The 17,451-nt window shown below is 64.8% G+C and carries 18 protein-coding genes and 2 pseudogenes; 11 read left to right on the top strand and 9 right to left on the bottom strand.

The window, feature by feature from the left end; genetic code table 11:
* The first annotated feature begins 514 nt into the window (after positions 1–514).
* From rpmH to GAA2_RS22910, 9 genes are all read left to right on the top strand, one after another.
* The gene (rpmH, locus tag GAA2_RS22950; RefSeq protein WP_006437507.1) at positions 515–658 is read left to right on the top strand and encodes a 50S ribosomal protein L34; all 144 of its coding nucleotides are present in this window, start codon (positions 515–517) and stop codon (positions 656–658) included.
* 44 nt (positions 659–702) lie between these two features.
* Positions 703–1,134 carry a ribonuclease P protein component gene (gene rnpA / locus GAA2_RS22945; protein ID WP_024497932.1) on the top strand — a complete coding sequence of 144 codons (432 nt, stop codon included), beginning with the start codon at positions 703–705 and terminating at the stop codon, positions 1,132–1,134.
* Entirely contained in the window at positions 1,131–1,634 is a 504-nt protein-coding gene (gene yidD, locus GAA2_RS22940) for a membrane protein insertion efficiency factor YidD (protein WP_152528503.1), read from the top strand. The genes rnpA and yidD overlap by 4 nt, the downstream gene beginning before the upstream one ends.
* Positions 1,635–1,662: 28 nt before the next feature.
* Entirely contained in the window at positions 1,663–2,862 is a 1,200-nt protein-coding gene (yidC, locus tag GAA2_RS22935; RefSeq protein WP_024497933.1) for a membrane protein insertase YidC, read from the top strand.
* A 44-nt stretch (positions 2,863–2,906) separates the two neighbouring features.
* The gene (locus GAA2_RS22930; RefSeq protein ID WP_024497934.1) at positions 2,907–3,560 is read left to right on the top strand and encodes a protein jag; all 654 of its coding nucleotides are present in this window, start codon (positions 2,907–2,909) and stop codon (positions 3,558–3,560) included.
* A 1,278-nt stretch (positions 3,561–4,838) separates the two neighbouring features.
* A complete protein-coding gene (gene rsmG / locus GAA2_RS22925; RefSeq protein ID WP_024497935.1) occupies positions 4,839–5,543 on the top strand; it encodes a 16S rRNA (guanine(527)-N(7))-methyltransferase RsmG in 705 nt (234 codons plus the stop codon).
* A gap of 225 nt (positions 5,544–5,768) precedes the next feature.
* Positions 5,769–6,725, top strand: a complete 957-nt coding sequence (locus GAA2_RS22920) for a ParA family protein (RefSeq protein ID WP_006437514.1) — start codon at positions 5,769–5,771, stop codon at positions 6,723–6,725.
* Between the two features lie 37 nt (positions 6,726–6,762).
* Entirely contained in the window at positions 6,763–7,803 is a 1,041-nt protein-coding gene (locus GAA2_RS22915) for a ParB/RepB/Spo0J family partition protein (protein WP_096274872.1), read from the top strand.
* 146 nt (positions 7,804–7,949) lie between these two features.
* A complete protein-coding gene (locus GAA2_RS22910; RefSeq protein WP_096274871.1) occupies positions 7,950–8,810 on the top strand; it encodes a hypothetical protein in 861 nt (286 codons plus the stop codon).
* Here GAA2_RS22910 and GAA2_RS22905 read toward each other — a convergent pair.
* From GAA2_RS22905 to GAA2_RS22865, 9 genes are all read right to left on the bottom strand, one after another.
* Complete coding sequence (locus tag GAA2_RS22905) at positions 8,755–9,888, bottom strand: N-acetylmuramoyl-L-alanine amidase (protein WP_006437517.1); 1,134 nt, start codon at positions 9,886–9,888, stop codon at positions 8,755–8,757. The genes GAA2_RS22910 and GAA2_RS22905 overlap by 56 nt on opposite strands.
* Before the next feature lie 271 nt (positions 9,889–10,159).
* The gene (gene trxA / locus GAA2_RS22900) at positions 10,160–10,498 is read right to left on the bottom strand and encodes a thioredoxin (RefSeq protein WP_006437518.1); all 339 of its coding nucleotides are present in this window, start codon (positions 10,496–10,498) and stop codon (positions 10,160–10,162) included.
* Positions 10,499–10,553: 55 nt separating this feature from the next.
* Positions 10,554–11,561 (bottom strand): thioredoxin-disulfide reductase, encoded by a 1,008-nt coding sequence (gene trxB / locus GAA2_RS22895; RefSeq protein ID WP_006437519.1) that lies wholly within the window; start codon positions 11,559–11,561, stop codon positions 10,554–10,556.
* Between the two features lie 147 nt (positions 11,562–11,708).
* Positions 11,709–12,548 (bottom strand): anti-sigma factor family protein, encoded by an 840-nt coding sequence (locus GAA2_RS22890; protein WP_096274870.1) that lies wholly within the window; start codon positions 12,546–12,548, stop codon positions 11,709–11,711.
* Between the two features lie 155 nt (positions 12,549–12,703).
* A complete protein-coding gene (gene sigM, locus GAA2_RS22885) occupies positions 12,704–13,279 on the bottom strand; it encodes an RNA polymerase sigma factor SigM (RefSeq protein ID WP_006437521.1) in 576 nt (191 codons plus the stop codon).
* Positions 13,280–13,375: 96 nt separating this feature from the next.
* Entirely contained in the window at positions 13,376–13,738 is a 363-nt protein-coding gene (locus tag GAA2_RS22880; RefSeq protein WP_006437522.1) for an SH3-like domain-containing protein, read from the bottom strand.
* Between the two features lie 2 nt (positions 13,739–13,740).
* Positions 13,741–14,475, bottom strand: a complete 735-nt coding sequence (scnC, locus tag GAA2_RS22875) for a thiocyanate hydrolase subunit gamma (protein ID WP_006437523.1) — start codon at positions 14,473–14,475, stop codon at positions 13,741–13,743.
* The gene (locus tag GAA2_RS22870) at positions 14,472–15,332 is read right to left on the bottom strand and encodes an SH3-like domain-containing protein (RefSeq protein WP_191834623.1); all 861 of its coding nucleotides are present in this window, start codon (positions 15,330–15,332) and stop codon (positions 14,472–14,474) included. The genes scnC and GAA2_RS22870 overlap by 4 nt, the downstream gene beginning before the upstream one ends.
* A 110-nt stretch (positions 15,333–15,442) precedes the next feature.
* A complete protein-coding gene (locus tag GAA2_RS22865; RefSeq protein WP_006437525.1) occupies positions 15,443–16,195 on the bottom strand; it encodes a TetR/AcrR family transcriptional regulator in 753 nt (250 codons plus the stop codon).
* A gap of 130 nt (positions 16,196–16,325) precedes the next feature.
* On the opposite strand from GAA2_RS22865, the pseudogene GAA2_RS22860 reads away from it, so the two are divergent.
* A pseudogene (locus GAA2_RS22860) lies at positions 16,326–16,712 on the top strand (sterol desaturase family protein); the annotation flags it as partial.
* A gap of 136 nt (positions 16,713–16,848) precedes the next feature.
* Positions 16,849–17,310: pseudogene (locus GAA2_RS22855) on the top strand (IS21 family transposase); the annotation flags it as partial.
* Positions 17,311–17,451: the final 141 nt, after the last annotated feature.

Raw genomic sequence — 17,451 nt, 5'->3', positions numbered from 1 at the left:
GGGGCTGGCCTCCTGACCCGGAAAACTACCAGCGTTGACGAGGGCCGGGGCACCCACGTCATCAACCGCATCTCTCCACAGAGTTATCCACACCTGTGTACAACGGTGATGACGAACTTGGGACTTTGGTCGGTAACCTCGGTTTCCCAGGGACACATCCTGGTGTCCGGCAGGGGTTCGCGGCCGACGCTGTGACAGAACGTAACAGAGGTCTCGGCGGGGTACAAAGCGATCGGGACAATTGACTCGTTCGGACTGATTTTCGTGACTCAAGTGCTTCAGAACACACCTGGTGGGACACTGTTCAGCCGGCCCGACGACCGCGTTTGATTTGAGCGCGCGCTATCAGTAGTCTCGACTGGTCATCCAGGTAGCGGATTTGCGCGGCGTTTTGTCAAGTTCGCCGAGTTCATCACCGACACGAGTTCGGCACCGTTCTGGATCAACGACCAACGACAACATGTGGGTCACGTGCGGGTAACCGGCGTGCTCACAGGGAGCACAAGGAGTCACCGTGGCCAAGGGCAAGCGTACTTTCCAGCCGAACAATCGTCGTCGTTCGCGCGTGCACGGCTTCCGTCTGCGTATGCGGACCCGCGCCGGCCGTGCGATCGTCAGCAGCCGTCGTACCAAGGGCCGCGCGAAGCTCACCGCCTGATCGTCGGCTACTCACCGGATCCTCGCGGTCCGGTCAGCTGATCGATGACTGCGTCTTCTCATCGGATCTCTCGTGGATCCGACTTCTCACGCACCCTCAAGTCCGGTGCGCGGGTGAATGCTCGTGACTTCGTCGTACACCTGGCACCGGTCAGCTCACAGTGGCCGGATCCCACCGGGCTGCGACGCGATGTCGCCATGACAGGTGGACCCTGGCTCGGCCTTGTCGTGAGCAAATCGGTGGGCAACGCCGTGGTCCGTCACGCCGTCGCCCGACGCCTACGGGCTGCGTTCGCGGCGACGAGGCACCTCTGCCCGACCGTGGAGACCTACGTGGTGATCCGCGCCCGACGCGGCGCCGCGGACAGGACCGGTGAAGAACTGGCCGACCAACTGCGGTCAGCCTTCACCAGCCGCCGGGTCGCCGATATGGCGCACTCCGTGGCGGTACCCACCGGGGCCGGTGTCGGACGATGAGCGACGCCGAGCTGGATGACCGCGGATTGGTCCCCTCCCCCACCCGGGACCACTCCCCCACCCCGTCATCGTCGACGCCGATCACTCGGACCGACTCGCCCGCGCCGGCGGACGATCAGCTCACCGTTCTGGCCCGGATGCGCCGAGGAGCCCACCTGCTCCCGCGCCGCACGGTCATCTTTCTCATCGAGCTCTACCGGACGTGGGTTTCGCCTCTTCGCTTACCGACGTGCCGGTTCGAGCCGACCTGCTCGGGTTATGCAGTGGAAGCGCTCGAACGTCACGGTTTTCTGTACGGCTCGGCGCTGGCAACGATCCGGCTGCTCAAGTGCGGGCCGTGGCACAGGCCCGGATACGACCCGGTTCCGGACAAAGGTCCCCGTGAACTGTGGAGTGACCTTTGCGGCCGGGTCCGTGAACTCTCCGGCGGGCAGCAGTCGGCCCACAGTGGCCGGAGCCGGACCCATCAGCCACCGTCCCGGCGGAACGATTCCACCTAGAGAACAACAAGTAAGGGGTATCTGACCCGTGCTCGACTTCATCTACTACCCGGTGTCCGGGATCATGTGGGTGTGGCACTGGCTCTTCAGCTATGTCACGCCCGACAGTCCCGGTGGCGACGGCATCGCCTGGGCACTGTCCGTGGTGTTCCTCGTGTTCACCCTGCGCGCGATTCTCTACAAGCCCTTCGTGAAGCAGATCCGCACCACGAAGAAGATGCAGGAGATCAACCCGCAGCTCCAGGCGATCCGAAAGAAGTACTCCAAGGATCGGGTCAAGATGACCGAGGAGATGCAGAAGCTCCAGAAGGAGCACGGCTTCAACCCCATGCTCGGCTGCCTGCCGATGCTGCTGCAGATCCCGGTGTTCATCGGTCTGTTCCACGTGCTCCGTTCGTTCAACCGCATGGGCACCGGCATGGGACAGCTCCACATGAGTGCCGCCGAGACCCGCGCCACCGGCAACTACGTCTTCAGCGCCGAACAGGTGCAGAACTTCCTCGACGCCCGACTGTTCGGCGTGCCGCTGTCGTCCTACCTGACGGAGCCGGTCACCGAGTTCCAGGCCTTCGTCAACCCCGGCGACCCCATCGACTTCACCCGTGTGCAGATCGCCTACGTCATCGTCCCGATGATGATCATCGCGTCGATCGCCACGCACATGAACTCGCGCGCATCGGTCGCACGTCAGCCCGAGGCGGCCCTCGAGAATCCGCAGACCCGGATGATGAACAACCTCGCGTTGTACGTCTTCCCCATCGGCATCCTGATCACCGGTCCGTTCTTCCCCGTCGCGATCCTCCTGTACTGGATGAGCAACAACATCTGGACCTACGGGCAGCAGCACCTGGTGTTCGGCAAGATCGCCAAGGAAGAGGAAGAGGCCAGGCGTCTCAAGCAGGAGAAGCTGAAGGCGAACGCTCCCAAACCGGGCGCACGTCCGGACCGTCCGAAGAAGCGCAACACAGCTGCCGACGCGTCGACCGCCTCAGAGTCGACGGGTGTGTCGATGATCAAGGCGGATTCGACCGACAACGCGGATTCGACTTCCGACTCCTCCCCCGACGGATCCTCCACGGCCGACGCCGGCCCGGGCGCCAAGCCGAAGCCGGGACAGAAGCCGACGCGCTCAGGCGCCGGCGCGGGCCCGGCCTCAAAGAAGCAACCCCCCAACCGGGGTGGGAAGTCCACCGCCAAGCGCGGTGGAAAGCGCGGCGGCAAACGATGACCGCACAGGACTTGTTCGACGAAGCACAGAGTTAGGTGAATGAGATGACAGCAGAGACTGCAACTCAAACCGGTTCGGAGACCGAGGCGCAGGATGACGCCAAGGTCTCGACCGAAGCCCAGGCCGACACCACTGATTCGACCGGTGCGGAGAATGCTGCCGACACCGACGTCACCGAGGAGTCCGCTGAGGACTTCGACGACGACCAGGACGATGACGAGGATGACGAGGATGACGAGGATCGACTCGTCGAGGAGGGCGAGATCGCGGGCGACTACCTCGAGCAACTGCTCGACGTCCTCGACTTCGACGGCGACATCGATCTGGATGTCGACGGCGACCGTGCCGTCGTGAGCATCGACGGCGGGGACGACCTGACCAAGCTCGTCGGACGCAAGGGTGAAGTTCTCGATGCACTCCAGGAGCTGACCCGTCTCGCGGTCCAGCAGGCGACCGGAGAGCGCAGTCGGCTGATGCTCGACATCGCTCGGTGGCGTGCGGATCGCCGTGACCGCCTGGCACGTCTTGGCCGTGAGGTTGCCGAGCGTGTGCTCAAGTCGGGCGAGCGCGAGGCGCTGGATCCGATGACCCCGTTCGAGCGGAAGATCGTCCACGACGCGGTCGCCGCTGTCGACGGCGTCGTCAGCGAGAGCGAGGGTGCCGAGCCCAAGCGCCGCGTGGTGGTTCTCCCCGAGTAGGACTCCCGGACCACGAGTTGACTCAGGCCCCGACCGTCGGTCGGGGCCTGAGTCGTCTTCGAGGTAGTCCTCTCCCCCGGGCCGTCCGCGATCGCAACGGAATTACACCGGTGTTGTTTCACGTGAAACATGCGGCCTGAAATCGTTCGAGGTGCGACTTTGAGCACGAGTTTTCGACAGCCTCAGTATGCAGAACATTACGTCACGTGTCGTTTTGTTTCAGCGGGCTCGTTGATACACAACGCCCCTCCGGTATCGGGCCCGCCGGTGGATCGGTGGTGCCCGGAGTGGTGCCCGACTACCGGCGCGGTGTCGCTGAGGTGATGTCACATATCGTCGTCGGACGCTGGGCACTCACGGTTCTGTCAGCGTCGGCCAGGCGCGTGATTTCAGCGGCGCGCCTAGCCCCTGTGTGCTGATGCGTCAGGGTCGTCCGGTCGTCGAGGCGGCGAAGCCGGCTGCGGTTTCACGTGAAACTGCGCTCACGCATTCCAGAGTTCGCTCATCGGATGCATCAGCTCTGCTGCCCTGTACTGAGCTGATGTCCTGTATTGAGCTAGAGCGTCGCGTCGTGCCTGGTGTGCATCGGCAAAATCGGTCGAGCTCTTGTGTAGCGTCCCGAGCCAGTCCCGGCCTGGTCGCCGCGAAACGTCCCGACCCACTCCCCTCGCTGGAGGACGATGCGTCTTTGTCGTCGGCCCCAGCGGCGTCGAGCTCCCGCATCGGGAGGAGGAGTACGGACGATCCGGATCAGATCTCGCGGCCATCCCGGCGATGTAACTACCGCCGCGGTTCACTGTCGGGTCCGCTGGTCACTCTCTTCACCGGGTCCCATCCCGGGGCCGCTCCCCCTCCGATGTGTCCTGCCGTGTCACCGACAAGTTGGTCCGGAAGGCCACCCGTTGCCGCGTCCGCCGGGCTTCGCTAGACGGTAGAGCGTTGTCGGGCGTCGTCGGTTGCCGGTGTCCGTTCGGCGACGGGCAACGAGTCAGGTTGCGTGGCTGGTGACTGCAGAACGGTTCCCGACGGTGCTGTCTCCAGCGCCGGGTGCGCGGCGTGCGAGTTCCGCCCGACATGAACTGGCTTGGGCCACTGGTTGTCGTGGGGCCGGAGGCGCGGCAGGTTCGGCACGGCTGTCTGCTGAGAGAGCGCACGCATGAATGACATCGATGTGTTTCACGTGAAACACACGCCGATCGGCGGCATGTGCACCGACCCTCAGTCGCGTCAGGTTCCACGTGAAACACTGTCATAGGACCAACTAGAAACGGAGGCTCAGTGTCGTCAGACGCTCAACCCGATGACCATCCCGACCTTGATGCACTACAGATCCCACCGGACACGGCTGATGTGGTCTTCGGTGAGCGCAAGGAACTGGCGGAAGGTTACTGGCGAATCCTGGCCACCGACGGAATCGATCACGGCCTGATGGGTCCGCGGGAAGTTCCTCGGCTGTGGGATCGGCACATCCTGAATTGTGCGGTCATCGAGGAGCTAATCGACGAGGATGAGAAAGTCTTCGACATCGGAAGCGGTGCGGGTCTCCCCGGTCTGCCGCTCGCCATCGCGCGACCGGACGTGTCGATCACCCTGATCGAACCGTTGCTTCGTCGGAGCACCTTCCTCGAACGAGCCGTTGAGACACTTGGTCTCGAGAACGTGAGAGTTGTCCGAGGACGTGCCGAGGAGAGGTCGGTTCGGGCGGAGGTCGGGCTGGCGGATGTGGTGACGTCCCGTGCCGTCGCACCGCTCGAGCGTCTGTCGAAGTGGTCCGCTCCCCTGGTTCGCGCAGGCGGCCGAATGATTGCGATCAAGGGCTCCTCGGCGGCCGAAGAGATCGAACGAGACCGTGCTCTCGTCGGCCGTTCGGGAATCAGCGACCTCCGCGTCGTCACGTGCGGCGAGGTCCTGGAGACTCCGACCACCGTCGTCGTGGGAACCAAAACGGAGCGCTCCGGGGTGAAGAAGCCGCGGCGTCGTTGAGTATCGGATTCATCGATCACGCCGGGTCGGCTGATTGTGCCGACGGTGTCACATAGAGGGAGTTCTGAATTGGTATGGAGTCCGCGCAAGGCGCAGAATAGAAAGCGTTCTGGCAGCACGTCTGAGCGTGCTGCCGTTGACGATTCTGCATCTGTCGGAGCCGGGGCTACGTCTGCCGGCGCCGACGACTCGAACGCCTACCAGGTAGGTCAAAGGAGTGCCCGCGTGGTCGATCAAGACCCGAACGTTTCACGTGAAACGCCACCCGCTGGAGCCCCGCACGTCGCGGGCCAACCATACGCCGACACCCCGATCGCGATGGCTGCTGAGCGTGCGAGTCAGGTTCTGACCCCCGGCGGTGCCGGCCAACTCCCCCGCCCGCAGCACACCCGGATCATGACGGTCGCGAACCAGAAGGGCGGTGTCGGCAAGACCACCACCGCAGTCAACCTCGCCGCCGGTTTGGCGCTGCGCGGGCTCCGTGTCTTGGTGGTCGACCTCGACCCCCAGGGCAACGCGAGCACGGCCCTCGGCATCGATCACCGCGCCCAGGACATCGCTTCCGTCTACGAGCTCCTCCTCGGTGAAGTGACGCTCCAAGAAGCGATCCAGGAGTCGCCGAGCCAGCAGGGCCTCTTCTGCGTACCGGCGACACTCGATCTGGCCGGCGCCGAGATCGAACTCGTCTCGCTGGTCGCTCGCGAGAACAGATTGCGCAACGCGCTCAACGACGAGGTGCTGGCCGAGTATCAGATCGACTATGTCTTCATCGATTGCCCGCCGTCGCTCGGTCTGCTCACCGTCAACGCAATGGTTGCTGCGCGAGAGGTGCTCATCCCCATCCAGTGCGAGTACTACGCTCTCGAGGGTGTCGGGCAGCTCCTTCGTAACATCGAGCTGGTTCAGGCCCATCTCAATCGCGGGCTGCATGTGTCGACGATCGTTCTCACGATGTACGACGGACGAACCAAGCTCGCCGATCAGGTCGCAGAGGAGGTCCGACGCCACTTCGGGGACAAGGTGCTGAGCACGATCATCCCCCGCAGCGTCAAGGTGTCCGAGGCACCCGGCTACGGAATGACGATCATCGAGTACGACCCCGGTTCACGCGGCGCGATGAGCTATATGGATGCCGCGCGGGAGCTGGCTCTCCGCGGTGCAGCGGAAAGCGCTCAGGCATGACGACAGCAGGGTTCCAGTTCCGAGTGGAGGTAGAGGCATGAGTCAACGGGACACCGCTCAGCGTCGAGGCGGATTGGGTCGCGGACTGGCTGCGCTCATTCCCACCGGCCCCACCGACGACCAGACGAACACTCCCCGACTGGGAAACGCGGCCGCCGACGTCGTGATCGGTAAGGGTCCCACGTCTGCGGTCGACGGTCAGGCCACCCCGGCGAGTGCCCCGACCATCGACGTGCTGAGTCGCGAAGAGGCCGGCGCTGTCTACCGCGAGATCCCGCCCAAGCAGATCCAACCGAACCCGAACCAGCCGCGTACGGTCTTCGACGACGAGCAGATGTCCGAGCTCGTGCACTCGATCCGCGAGTTCGGACTGATGCAGCCCATCGTCGTACGGCGCCTGAAAGAGCCGACCGCTGACGGTGTCGCCTTTCAAATCGTCATGGGTGAGCGTCGGTGGCGGGCCAGCCAGGAAGTCGGCCTCGAGGCCATTCCGGCCATCGTCCGCGAGACGGCCGACGGCGATATGCTGCGCGACGCGTTGCTCGAAAACATCCACCGGGCGCAGCTGAACCCGTTGGAAGAGGCGGCCGCCTACCAACAACTCCTCGAAGAATTCGGTGTGACCCACGAGCAGTTGGCGGCCAAACTCGGCCGATCACGTCCGCTCATCAGCAACATGATCCGGCTGCTGAAGCTACCCATTCCCGTCCAGCGTCGTGTAGCGGCAGGCGTTCTGTCGGCCGGGCACGCCCGTGCCCTCCTCTCCCTCGAGACCGGGAGCGACGCTCAGGAGGCGCTGGCCGCGCGCATCGTCGCCGAGGGACTGTCGGTTCGCGCGACGGAGGAAGCCGTCACACTCGCCAATCGTGGGGACGGACCCGATTCGAAGGCTCCGGTCGCGCCGAAGCGTAAGCCGATGCAGATGCCAGGACTCCAGGACCTTGCCGAGAGACTGTCCGACAGTCTGGACACCAGGGTTACAGTCAGTCTAGGAAAGCGGAAAGGGAAGATCGTCGTGGAATTCGGATCAGTTGATGACTTGGAACGCATCGTCGACTTCATTGATCCAAAGAAGTGAATTTCACCGCGAACTTCCCGGTACCAGCGGATGCGGAAGTAATGTCACAGTGACGATTGATCGGTCAGACGACCGCCCGGTTAGTGAGATGGGCTGCAGCTCAATGGTTTTCGTCGATCCATGTCGTCGGACCGGAGTTCGGTGACATGAGCGTGTCGATCGTGCGGCTGGAACTCGGATCCTTCGAGTCGCTGCCCCAGCACACCCGGCGATGTGTCTTCTGGGAAGTCGAGCCGACCGCCAACGGCGAATCGTATGAGAGCGAATTCGACAAGGAGGCCTGGATCTCGGGGCTACTGCTCGAATGGGGCGCGTGCGGACAGGTTGCCATCGAATCGACGACCAACAACGTCATCGGCACGGCGTTCTACGCCCCGCCGAACAGGGTGCCCCGTTCGCAGCACTTCCCCACTTCCCCGGTCAGTCACGACGCGGTCCTGCTCACCAGTATTCGCACGGAGCCGGGACACGACGAGGTCGCCACGATTCTTCTCGACGCGGTTCTCGGCGATCTGATCCGCCGCGGTGTCCGCGCGGTGGAGTCATTCGGGCTCGTGCGTAACGGTGCCGGCGCGGCCGAGTTCGGTTCTCCGACGGGTTCGGCGACGTCCGGATCGACGGAGTCGGGACCGGCTTCCACTGGAGGCGCCCTCCCCGACCTCGACTTCTGGACGGACGAGGCGATCATCGAAGTCGCGCGAGAGATCCTCGAGGATCCGCAGGCCGATTTGTGCACAGCCTGCATGATCGATGCGTCGTTCCTCAAGAACTCCGGATTCGACGTCGTTTCATCCCATCAGCGGTTTCCGCGGTTCCGTCTCGAACTCGATGAAGGACTCGGCTGGAAGTTCGAGGTGGAAAGCGCGCTCGAGAAGCTCGTGGTGATGGCGGAGATCGATCTCGCCGGACGGCAGCGAACGGCCGTCCCGGTGGGGTCGGGTACAGCGCGGGTCAGCGCGAAGCGTTCTCCGCGGCCAGGAGTTCCGCAAAAGTGTAAGTGCCCGTAGGCCGATCGTCCTGGTCGAGCAGGTACAACCGCTTCACCGCGACCAGGATGGCGTCGGCGATGACGTTGCGCCAATCCGAATTGGCAAGCACCGCAGCGTCGTGCGGGTTGGTGATATATCCGACGTCGATGAGTGCCACCGGCATCCTGGTGAGTCGCAGGACATCCCACGTGCGCTCATGCGTCCGACAATCGGCAAGCGGTGTGCGGGCGGCGATTTCGCGCTGGATGAAGCCTGCGAGATTGCGCCCGATCGTCGAGCAGGAGTTCTGGTTGTTGCCGAAGTAGAACGACGCGACACCGTTGGCCTGCACGTTGCGGTAGTGGCCGCAGCGCAGCGAGATCATCAGGTCGGCATCCATCAGGTTGGCTACCCGGGCGCGTTCGTTGTCACCGGGACGGCCACGACCGTCATGGGACAGGAAGGTTTGCATCCCGGCGGCGGCCATCCGCCCCTCGAGACGTGCACCCAGATCCCAGAGGAGATCGGATTCGCGTTCGGCGAGGTCGCCGGTCGAGAGGGGATGCAACCCCCCGGAGCCCGGATCGATGAGGATCCGCTTGCCCGACAGCTGCGGACCGGAGCGCCGAACCTGCTCCTCCTGGCGGATCGCGTACGGCGAGCCACCGGTGACGCGCGTGCCGAGCCGCTCGAGGGAGCGCAGCGTCGCCGGACCACAGATTCCGTCCGAGGCCAGTCCGTATTCACTCTGGTACAGACACACTGCGTTGTGGGTGTTGAGCCCGAAGATGCCGTCGACGAGGGATGTGTAGTAGCCGAGGTTCTGGAGACGGTGCTGGAGGGTGGCAACGTCGTCGCCGACCATCGGCGCCGAGAGTTGATACGAGAGGACGCGGGCACCGAGACGGTACGAGGCCTCCCGCAGGACGCGGTAGGTCGCGGGACCGACGATGCCGTCGACGATCAGACCTCGTTGCTGCTGAAACGCCCGAATTGCCCGGTCACACGCTTCGTCGAAAACGGCGTCCCCACCCTCGGGCAACAGACCGAGCCCGACCAGGATGGCGCGGATCTCGGCCACCGCCGAGCCGTGATCCCCAAGTCGGAACAATGGCATGTCGTCACCCCTCGTACGAATCGCGGCAGGGTGACGCCCTGCCGGCGAAATCTGGCGGACCGCACTACGGCGGTACCGGTCAGCATCAGCCTGCATTCTCTCAGCTGAAGTTCACTACACCAAACTGGAACAGGTCCAGCCGCGTCGTGGTCGGCTCGTGTCCCGCATGGTCGGGGACCCGGGCCGAGACTACCAACGACGAGAGCCCGCGGGCCGACACCAACGTCGTTCACCCGTCGGACTCTCGCCGCGGATCAGAAGGAACAGCAGGTCAGGCAGACTGGCCGATCACCGAGTCGAGCTCGCGAAGCAGTGCGGCCTTGCCCTTGGCGCCGACGATCGTCTTCACCGGCTGACCTTTGTCGAAGAGGATCATGGTCGGAATCGACATGATCTGGAAGTCACGCGCGGTGGCCGGGCTCTCGTCGACATCCAGCTTGGCGATGGTGAGCTTGTCGCCGTGGTCGCGGGCGATCTCCTCGAGGACCGGGGCAACCATGCGGCACGGGCCGCACCAGGTGGCCCAGAAGTCGACCAGGACCGGCTTGTCGGCGCCGAGAACGGCGTCCTTGAAGGTGGTGTCGTTGACGACGACCGTGTTTGCACCCATGGTGGTGTCCTCCTCAGATGGACTCAAGAATGAAGTTCGGAGTGGAAAGTGCAGTTCAGGCAGGTGCCTGAACAGGCTCGACGTCGGCGACGGACTCGGCGTCGACGGTGTGCTGTGGCGCCTCGCCCTGCTCGGCGAGCCAGCGCTCGGCGTCGATGGCCGCCGAACAACCGCTACCGGCTGCCGTGATGGCCTGACGGTAGGTGTGGTCGACCAGGTCGCCGGCGGCGAAGACACCGGGCAGCGAGGTGTAGGTGGTGCGTCCCTGGACGAGGACATAGCCCTCGTCGTCGAGATCGACCTGTCCGCGAACCAGCTGGCTGCGCGGATCGTGGCCGATCGCGACGAACATGCCCGTCACGTCGAGCGTGCTCACCTCGCCGGTGCGGGTGTCCTCGAGCTCGAGACCGCTGACCGAACCCTCGCCGAGGACCGAACGCACAGCGGCGTTGGTGACGAAGCGGATCTTGTCGTTGTTGCGTGCCCGGTCGAGCATGATCTTCGACGCGCGGAACTCCTCGCGGCGATGGACCAGGGTGACGGTGCGCGCGAACTTGGTGAGGAAGGTGGCCTCCTCCATCGCGGAGTCACCACCGCCGATGACGGCGATGTCCTGGTCCTTGAAGAAGAATCCGTCGCAGGTCGCACATGCCGAGACACCGCGGCCGAGAAGCTGCTGCTCACCCTCGACACCCAGGTACCGTGCGGCGGCACCCATCGCGAGGATGACCGCGCGTGCGCGGAACACCTCTCCGCCGACCTCGACCTCCTTGATGTCGCCCTCGAGGCGGACCGTGTCGACGTCTTCCATGCGCAGGTCAGCGCCGAATCGGATCGCCTGCTCGCGCATCTCGTCCATCAGGGCCGGACCCTGGATACCGGTCTGGAAACCGGGGAAGTTCTCGACCTCGGTGGTGGTCATGAGCGCGCCACCGAACTGGGTTCCCTCGAAGACGATCGGTGCTAGCTCGGCGCGCGCGGCGTAGATCGCCGCGGTGTACCCGGCAGGACCAGATCCGATGACGATCACGTCGTGGATCTGCTGGGTCTCTGGCTGGCTCATCCGTCCTCCGTGCTGGTGGGGTATACGAGATCCCGGATGTGTCTCGTCGGGATCACGGCTGCTTCAACACAAGGGTAAGCGCAGATGTTCCCGGTCAAGTCCACGCTCCCGGCGTGGTGACGCAGGTCTCGGCTACGGCTGTGATTGTCAGCCGCCGATCGTCCCCCGGGCCAGGAAAGCGGGATTGCCGGTGTCGCACTCGAAACCGACGATGAGGGCGTCGAAGCGGCCGGCGATTCCGGTGGACAGCAGGATGGCGGCAGCGGGGGCACCGTGGAAGATGATCCGCCCCGAGCCGACGACGACCGCGGTCGCGGGGACGAGGTGGGCCGCGGTGCACCGGCGGAGTGCCGCGACCGATTCGAACGGCGCGCCGTCGGTGCGGCCGAGGACCGAGAGCGCCGACGCGGACCCGGTCGGGTCCAGAGTCTGGGTGGACGCAGGCTGGGCCTGCGTCGGCCGTGGAGTGTCGTCCGAGGACGAGGACGAGGACATCAGACGCAGCACACCGATCGAGCCGAATGCGACCACCACGACTGCGGCCGCCGCCAGCACGAGCGGCACGACCATCCTCGTGCGGCGTGACCGCTCGCGTCGTGCGGCGAGATCCACCGGCGCATTCGGATCGGCGGGTGCCGTCGCCGTGCCTGCGGATGTGGAGGGTGCAGAGGTGGACGGGACGTCCGTGACCGAGGGGGATGTGGCCGAGGACGATCCGGCGAGGGCGGCGAGCGTGGCCTGGACATCGGCGCGAACCCGATCCGGAACCGGATGCGGGGCCGGCGTCGACGCGCGGAGTTGACTCGCCGTCCGGTCCAGAGCAGCCAGGATCTCCTGTGCCGCAGGGTCATCCGCGATCTTCGCACGAATGTGGGCGGTGGCGCGCTCGGACAGCACGCCGGCATGGAACTCGGCCAGCGTGTCTGCCGAGTACGGCGGATCGGGCAGATCGCCGGACTCGGTGTCGTCTGGTCCCCGCGGGGTCATGGTGTCAGTCTTCCATTCCGGAGGTCGGGCGTCGGTCTCTCGGTGGTGGCATTTCGATGGTCGTCGTCGGTGGTCGTCGAGTACTTGGACGCGCGACGCGCCGTTCCGGTTCCACTCCGACAGGGACAGAAGGGAAGAGTTTGGCAGGCATGGGATCACGCGTCATCGGCAGTCCGAAGATGGCCGAGGACCTGGGCGAGTTTGAGGCGCCCTCGCGCGCACCGGCTCTTGATCGTCCCCTCGGCGACACCGAGCAGTGATGCGGCTTCGGCGATCGAATAACCCTCGAGGTCGACGGCGACGATGGCCTGTCGTTGGCCTTCGGGCAGGGTGTGCAGCGCCCGGCCGATGGAAACCGACAGGTCCACCGCGGAGATGTCGTCACTCGTGTCCGCGATCGACATCACGTCCCATTCGGGCAACGGGACGGTCTTGCGGGAGTTGTTGCGACGAATCCGATCCAGACACGCGTTGACGACGATCCGGTGCAGCCAACTGGTCACCTTCGCGTCGGAGCGGAAATCCGCCGCGGTCCGATGAGCGGCCAGCAGCGCATCCTGCAACCCGTCGGCGGCGTCCTCGGGGCTCTGGCTGGTTCGGAGGGCGACCGACCACAGATAGTCGAGGTGGCGGTTGACGAGATCGGAGAACGCACCCGGGTCGCCGGCGACGTGAGCCCGCAACAACTGCTCATCGGTACGCAGGTCAACTGCGTCTTTCCCCCCGGCCATGCGCTGAGAGTAATGGAGAAGTCAACACACGACGCAGTGGTGAGGCGGTTGTCTACAGGGATGATCCCATTGTGGACACCCGGTTTGTCCGCGTCCTCACGCCTCCAGTCGCGCCCGGACCGCGGCCATCCGTTCGGCGAGTTCGCGTTCGTCGATCACCCCGCGGTCGAGCAGTGTGTGGGCGAGGGCGACGAGTTGATTCTCCGGATAGGGAAGGTCGGCATAGGTGGTCGCCGCCAACCGGTCCTCCTCGTCCCGGCGCTCCACGACCCCGGGTGCCGCGCAGCCGTTGTCGGCGGCGCGGTCGAGCGCATCGCAGAGACCGTCGAGGCTGGTCTTCCACGGTGGAACGAGATTGGCGACCCCGTACCTGGCGGCCATTCGGGGCCACACCTGGTCGCGTTCGACGACCTCGGCGAGGGACGGGTGGACATCTCCGGCTTCGGTCCGCGTCGACATCGTCACTCTCCTGCCGGGTGAACGGCGGGCCGCACCGTGGTGACCGCGTTGGTGGTGACTCCCGGCTTCGGCAGCGCGACCCCTATCAGACAGTCCCGCGTGATGATCTCGGCCAGCTGCTCTCGGGTCCAGTCCTCGGTTCCGGCCGGACGTTGCGGCATCACCATGAACCGGTGCTTCTGGTTGGAATCCTGGACCCGCACCGACACGTCGTCCGGCAGTTGGAGACCGAACTCCGACAACACCTGTCGCGGCCACCGAACCATCCGACGCCGGTAGTTCGGTGTGCGATACCACTCGGGTGAATTGCCGAGAATCGGTCGCGGATAACACGAACACAACGCACACACGATCACGTGATGAAGCGTCGGGGTGTCGGCGAGAATCGAGAACGCGGTGAAATCACTGGGCGTTCCGAAACCGGTGGGTTCCAGCCAGTCGACGCCGACCTCCTTGCTCGCGGTCATGGGTTCGGCGAGGGCCAACTCTCGGAAATCCGGTTCCACCCACGCCCGGGCGACCAGGGTCGCCGCCGGCGTCGGGCCTATCTGCTCGGCGAACTCGGTGAACCTTCGGTGTTCCTCCGCGGTGAAAAGTCCCTTCTCGATGCACAATTCGCGCAGAGCGATCTCGAGGACCTCGAAATCGGTGACCTCCTCGACCATCGGCGCGACCGTGCGCGCGTGGTCGTGGTCGTGATCGTGATCGTGGCCGTGCGCACCGGGGGCGTCGCTCATGGTTCCTGACTCTCCTCTCGACCGGCCGGCGCCAGCCACCTCTCCGGGATCTCGGTTCGCAGAGTGTCGTCGTCGGGGCCGGTGTATCCGTGCCAGAGTTCGCTCATCCGGAACTCCACGACGTAGAACCACTCGGGTTGCGCGTCGGACAGACCCCACGTCTCGTCCTCGGGTGCGGGGCTCTCGTAGGCGACGGCAGCGATCTCGCCGGTGGCACCCCGAACGTATTCCGGTGTGCGCGTGTAGAAGACGACCGGTAGTTCACGCACGAGGACACGACTCCCGAGGGTGAACCGTGCCTCGCCGGCCTTTCCGGCGTAGATCTGCGGATCGCCGACGCCGACCGCGTGGCGGTGGTGGGTGTTGCGGGGGACGTCGGATCCGTCGCCGGCACCACGGGGTTGCGCCTCGAGGGTCTTGCCGGCCAGTCCTCCGGCATATCGTTCCTGCACCTCGAGCATGCGTTCGGAGAGCTCACCCAGCGCGATGTGATGTTTCTCGACCAGGACCCTCGCCACCGCCAGGAGCCAGCGGCCGTAGTACGGGAGTCCGAGGTATTCCGCACGACCGACGTCGACGTTGCCGATGCGCCGACGCTCCTCCGACAGCCAGATCCCGCGCCACGCCAGCACTTCACACATGACATAGGTCATGTGCTCCCACAGCTCATATGCCTTTCCCTCGTAGAAGATCGGCGCATCGGGCTCTCCGCCGACATCGTGAACCGGCTTCAGGTAGGCGGTGATGCGCGCGTGATCGAGGAGATCGGGAGTCGGTGCGTCCGGGAGTTCCGGATAGGAAGATTTAAGGCGCGCAACAAGATCCAGCTGTCTTGCGCGCTCCTCTGCTGTACTCATCCGTCGCCTCCCGGGAGTAGCGGACCCGCGGCTTGAAGCAGAATGGTCCGAAATCTACTCCCCGAGCACGTCTTATGGAGGCGTTTTGGCAGAGTACGAGAATCGTGACGTCAGTTCAGCAGACGATCGTGCGCGGCGACGAAGAGTTCGACGCACACGTCGAGGACGTCTTCGAGGGGTTCGCGGGGAATGTCGGAATCCGACTGTCCCGCAACGTACCAATCGACCATCAACTGGGTGACCGCGCCGACGAGTCCGACCGAGGCCAGCCGCTGGCGGGCGGTGGGCGGACGACTCCCCCTCGCCAGCATCAGGATCAGCTCTGCCCAGCCGTGGATCGCACTCATCCGCACGCGCTCGATCTCCGGCGAGACGCCGACGACCTCGACCAGCATGACGCGGGCCCGCCGCTCGTCGTCGGTCAGTGCCGACATGAAGGCCCGGAGTGTGGCACGCGCGGCGTCGGAGATGAGTTCACCGGCAATCCCTGCTCCGGAAATTCTCTCCGGGGCAACCTCTTTCGGGTCTCCCCGGTCCTCGGTGTCGTCGGTTTCGGTCTCCAGGAACGGGCTCGCGGCGGCGAGAGTCGCGGTACGCGCGAAGTCGACACAGTCGTCGTAGACGGCGACGAGCAGATCGGCACGGTCGCTGAACGACTCGTAGAAGTAGCGCTGGGTCAGGCCGGCCTGGTCGCAGACACTCTTGACCGAGGCCTTGGCGTAGCCCTCGCTGCCGAAGACGTCGAGTCCGGCGCTGATCAACGCGTGGCGGCGGCGCGACTGACGTTCGGTCGGATCCGCTCCCCCATAGCGTCGGCCCCCGACGGGTGCGGCGGAGGGCCCCGCGGTGGCGGACGTGGACACGATCCGTCGTTCCTCTCGTCGTGACCCGCGAATGGCGGATCGGCTCTTTACAGCGCAGCTTCTGACACGATACCTTGTCAGAATCAAACTGACATGCTGACGTGTCAGATGGTGTTCTAGGGAGTACACGGTGTTGGAGTTCTTGCCGGAACCGATGCGCGAGCCGACCGTCCTCGCGATCCCGTTCTTCGTGACGATGCTCGCGATCGAGTGGTTCGCCGCGGCCAAGCTCGAGCACGATGCAGGCCACGACGACGGGGGCGGTCCTCGGCCGGGCGCATACGAGACACGCGATGCGCGCGCGAGCGTCCTCATGGGCCTCGTCTCCATCGGGACCAGCGCCTTCTGGAAACTCCTCGGGCTGATCGCCTACACCGCCCTGTTCACCTATGTCGCACCCTGGCATCTACCGATGAACCAGTGGTACTCGTGGGTCATCGCCTTCGTGGGTGTGGACTTCATCTACTACTGGGTGCATCGCGTGTCGCACCGTGTGCGCATCGTCTGGGCCACCCATTGACGGCGCTCATCGAAATTCCCCAGTGATGCTCATCTGAATTCCCCACCCGTGTGGGCTCCGCCAGAGTAGGCGGGCCTCCCGTGATGCTGATGGTCTCTGACCACTCACCAGCAACCTCGGGAGGCCCGCTTTCATGTTGACACGGGAGAACGATGTGGAAGTACATGCACTGCACAACCGGGGGTGGACGATCTCGGCGATCGCCCGCCACACCGGCCACGATAGAAAGACGATCCGGGCCTACCTCAACGGTGAGCGCACCCCGGGCCAGCGCAAGAGGCCGGCGGTTGATCCGTTCGACCCCTACCTCGACTATGTCCGGGCCCGACTCGACGAGGACCCGCATCTGTGGTCACGCACGTTGTGCGATGAACTCGAGGACCTCGGCTACACCCAGTCGTATCAGACCCTGACCCGCCAGATCCGGACTCGCGGTCTGCGACCGAAGTGTGCGGACTGCGCGCAGGTCACCGAACGGGCGAATGCGATCATCGAACACCCGCCGGGTGAAGAGACACAATGGGATTGGGTGGAGTTGCCGAATCCTCCAGCGCAGTGGGGTTGGGGTTCGACCGCATTCCTGCTGGTTGTCAGCAGTCACGTAATTCCCCAGGTTGATGGGGTTGTCCGTCACGTAATTCCTCACCTGGCCGTCACGTAATTCCCACCCTGGGGTGTGTCTACCGGGGTTCGAGCGCTGCGACAGGTTCGCTTCTTTCAGGGGTCTCCTACCCGG

This window comes from Gordonia ajococcus (assembly GCF_012974285.1).
Taxonomy (GTDB): domain Bacteria; phylum Actinomycetota; class Actinomycetes; order Mycobacteriales; family Mycobacteriaceae; genus Gordonia; species Gordonia amicalis.
The sequence above is the reverse complement of the archived record's forward strand: the minus strand, read 5'-3'. Positions and strand labels throughout refer to the sequence as shown.

Coding starts and splice junctions, on each gene's coding strand:
- rnpA (WP_024497932.1), top strand. CDS start 703: ATGACTGCGTCTTCTCATCGGATCTCTCGTGGATCCGACTTCTCACGC.
- yidD (WP_152528503.1), top strand. CDS start 1,131: ATGAGCGACGCCGAGCTGGATGACCGCGGATTGGTCCCCTCCCCCACC.
- GAA2_RS22930 (WP_024497934.1), top strand. CDS start 2,907: ATGACAGCAGAGACTGCAACTCAAACCGGTTCGGAGACCGAGGCGCAG.
- GAA2_RS22915 (WP_096274872.1), top strand. CDS start 6,763: ATGAGTCAACGGGACACCGCTCAGCGTCGAGGCGGATTGGGTCGCGGA.
- GAA2_RS22910 (WP_096274871.1), top strand. CDS start 7,950: ATGAGCGTGTCGATCGTGCGGCTGGAACTCGGATCCTTCGAGTCGCTG.
- GAA2_RS22905 (WP_006437517.1), bottom strand. CDS start 9,888: ATGCCATTGTTCCGACTTGGGGATCACGGCTCGGCGGTGGCCGAGATC.
- trxA (WP_006437518.1), bottom strand. CDS start 10,498: ATGGGTGCAAACACGGTCGTCGTCAACGACACCACCTTCAAGGACGCC.
- trxB (WP_006437519.1), bottom strand. CDS start 11,561: ATGAGCCAGCCAGAGACCCAGCAGATCCACGACGTGATCGTCATCGGA.
- GAA2_RS22890 (WP_096274870.1), bottom strand. CDS start 12,548: ATGACCCCGCGGGGACCAGACGACACCGAGTCCGGCGATCTGCCCGAT.
- sigM (WP_006437521.1), bottom strand. CDS start 13,279: ATGGCCGGGGGGAAAGACGCAGTTGACCTGCGTACCGATGAGCAGTTG.
- GAA2_RS22880 (WP_006437522.1), bottom strand. CDS start 13,738: ATGTCGACGCGGACCGAAGCCGGAGATGTCCACCCGTCCCTCGCCGAG.
- scnC (WP_006437523.1), bottom strand. CDS start 14,475: ATGAGCGACGCCCCCGGTGCGCACGGCCACGATCACGATCACGACCAC.
- GAA2_RS22870 (WP_191834623.1), bottom strand. CDS start 15,332: ATGAGTACAGCAGAGGAGCGCGCAAGACAGCTGGATCTTGTTGCGCGC.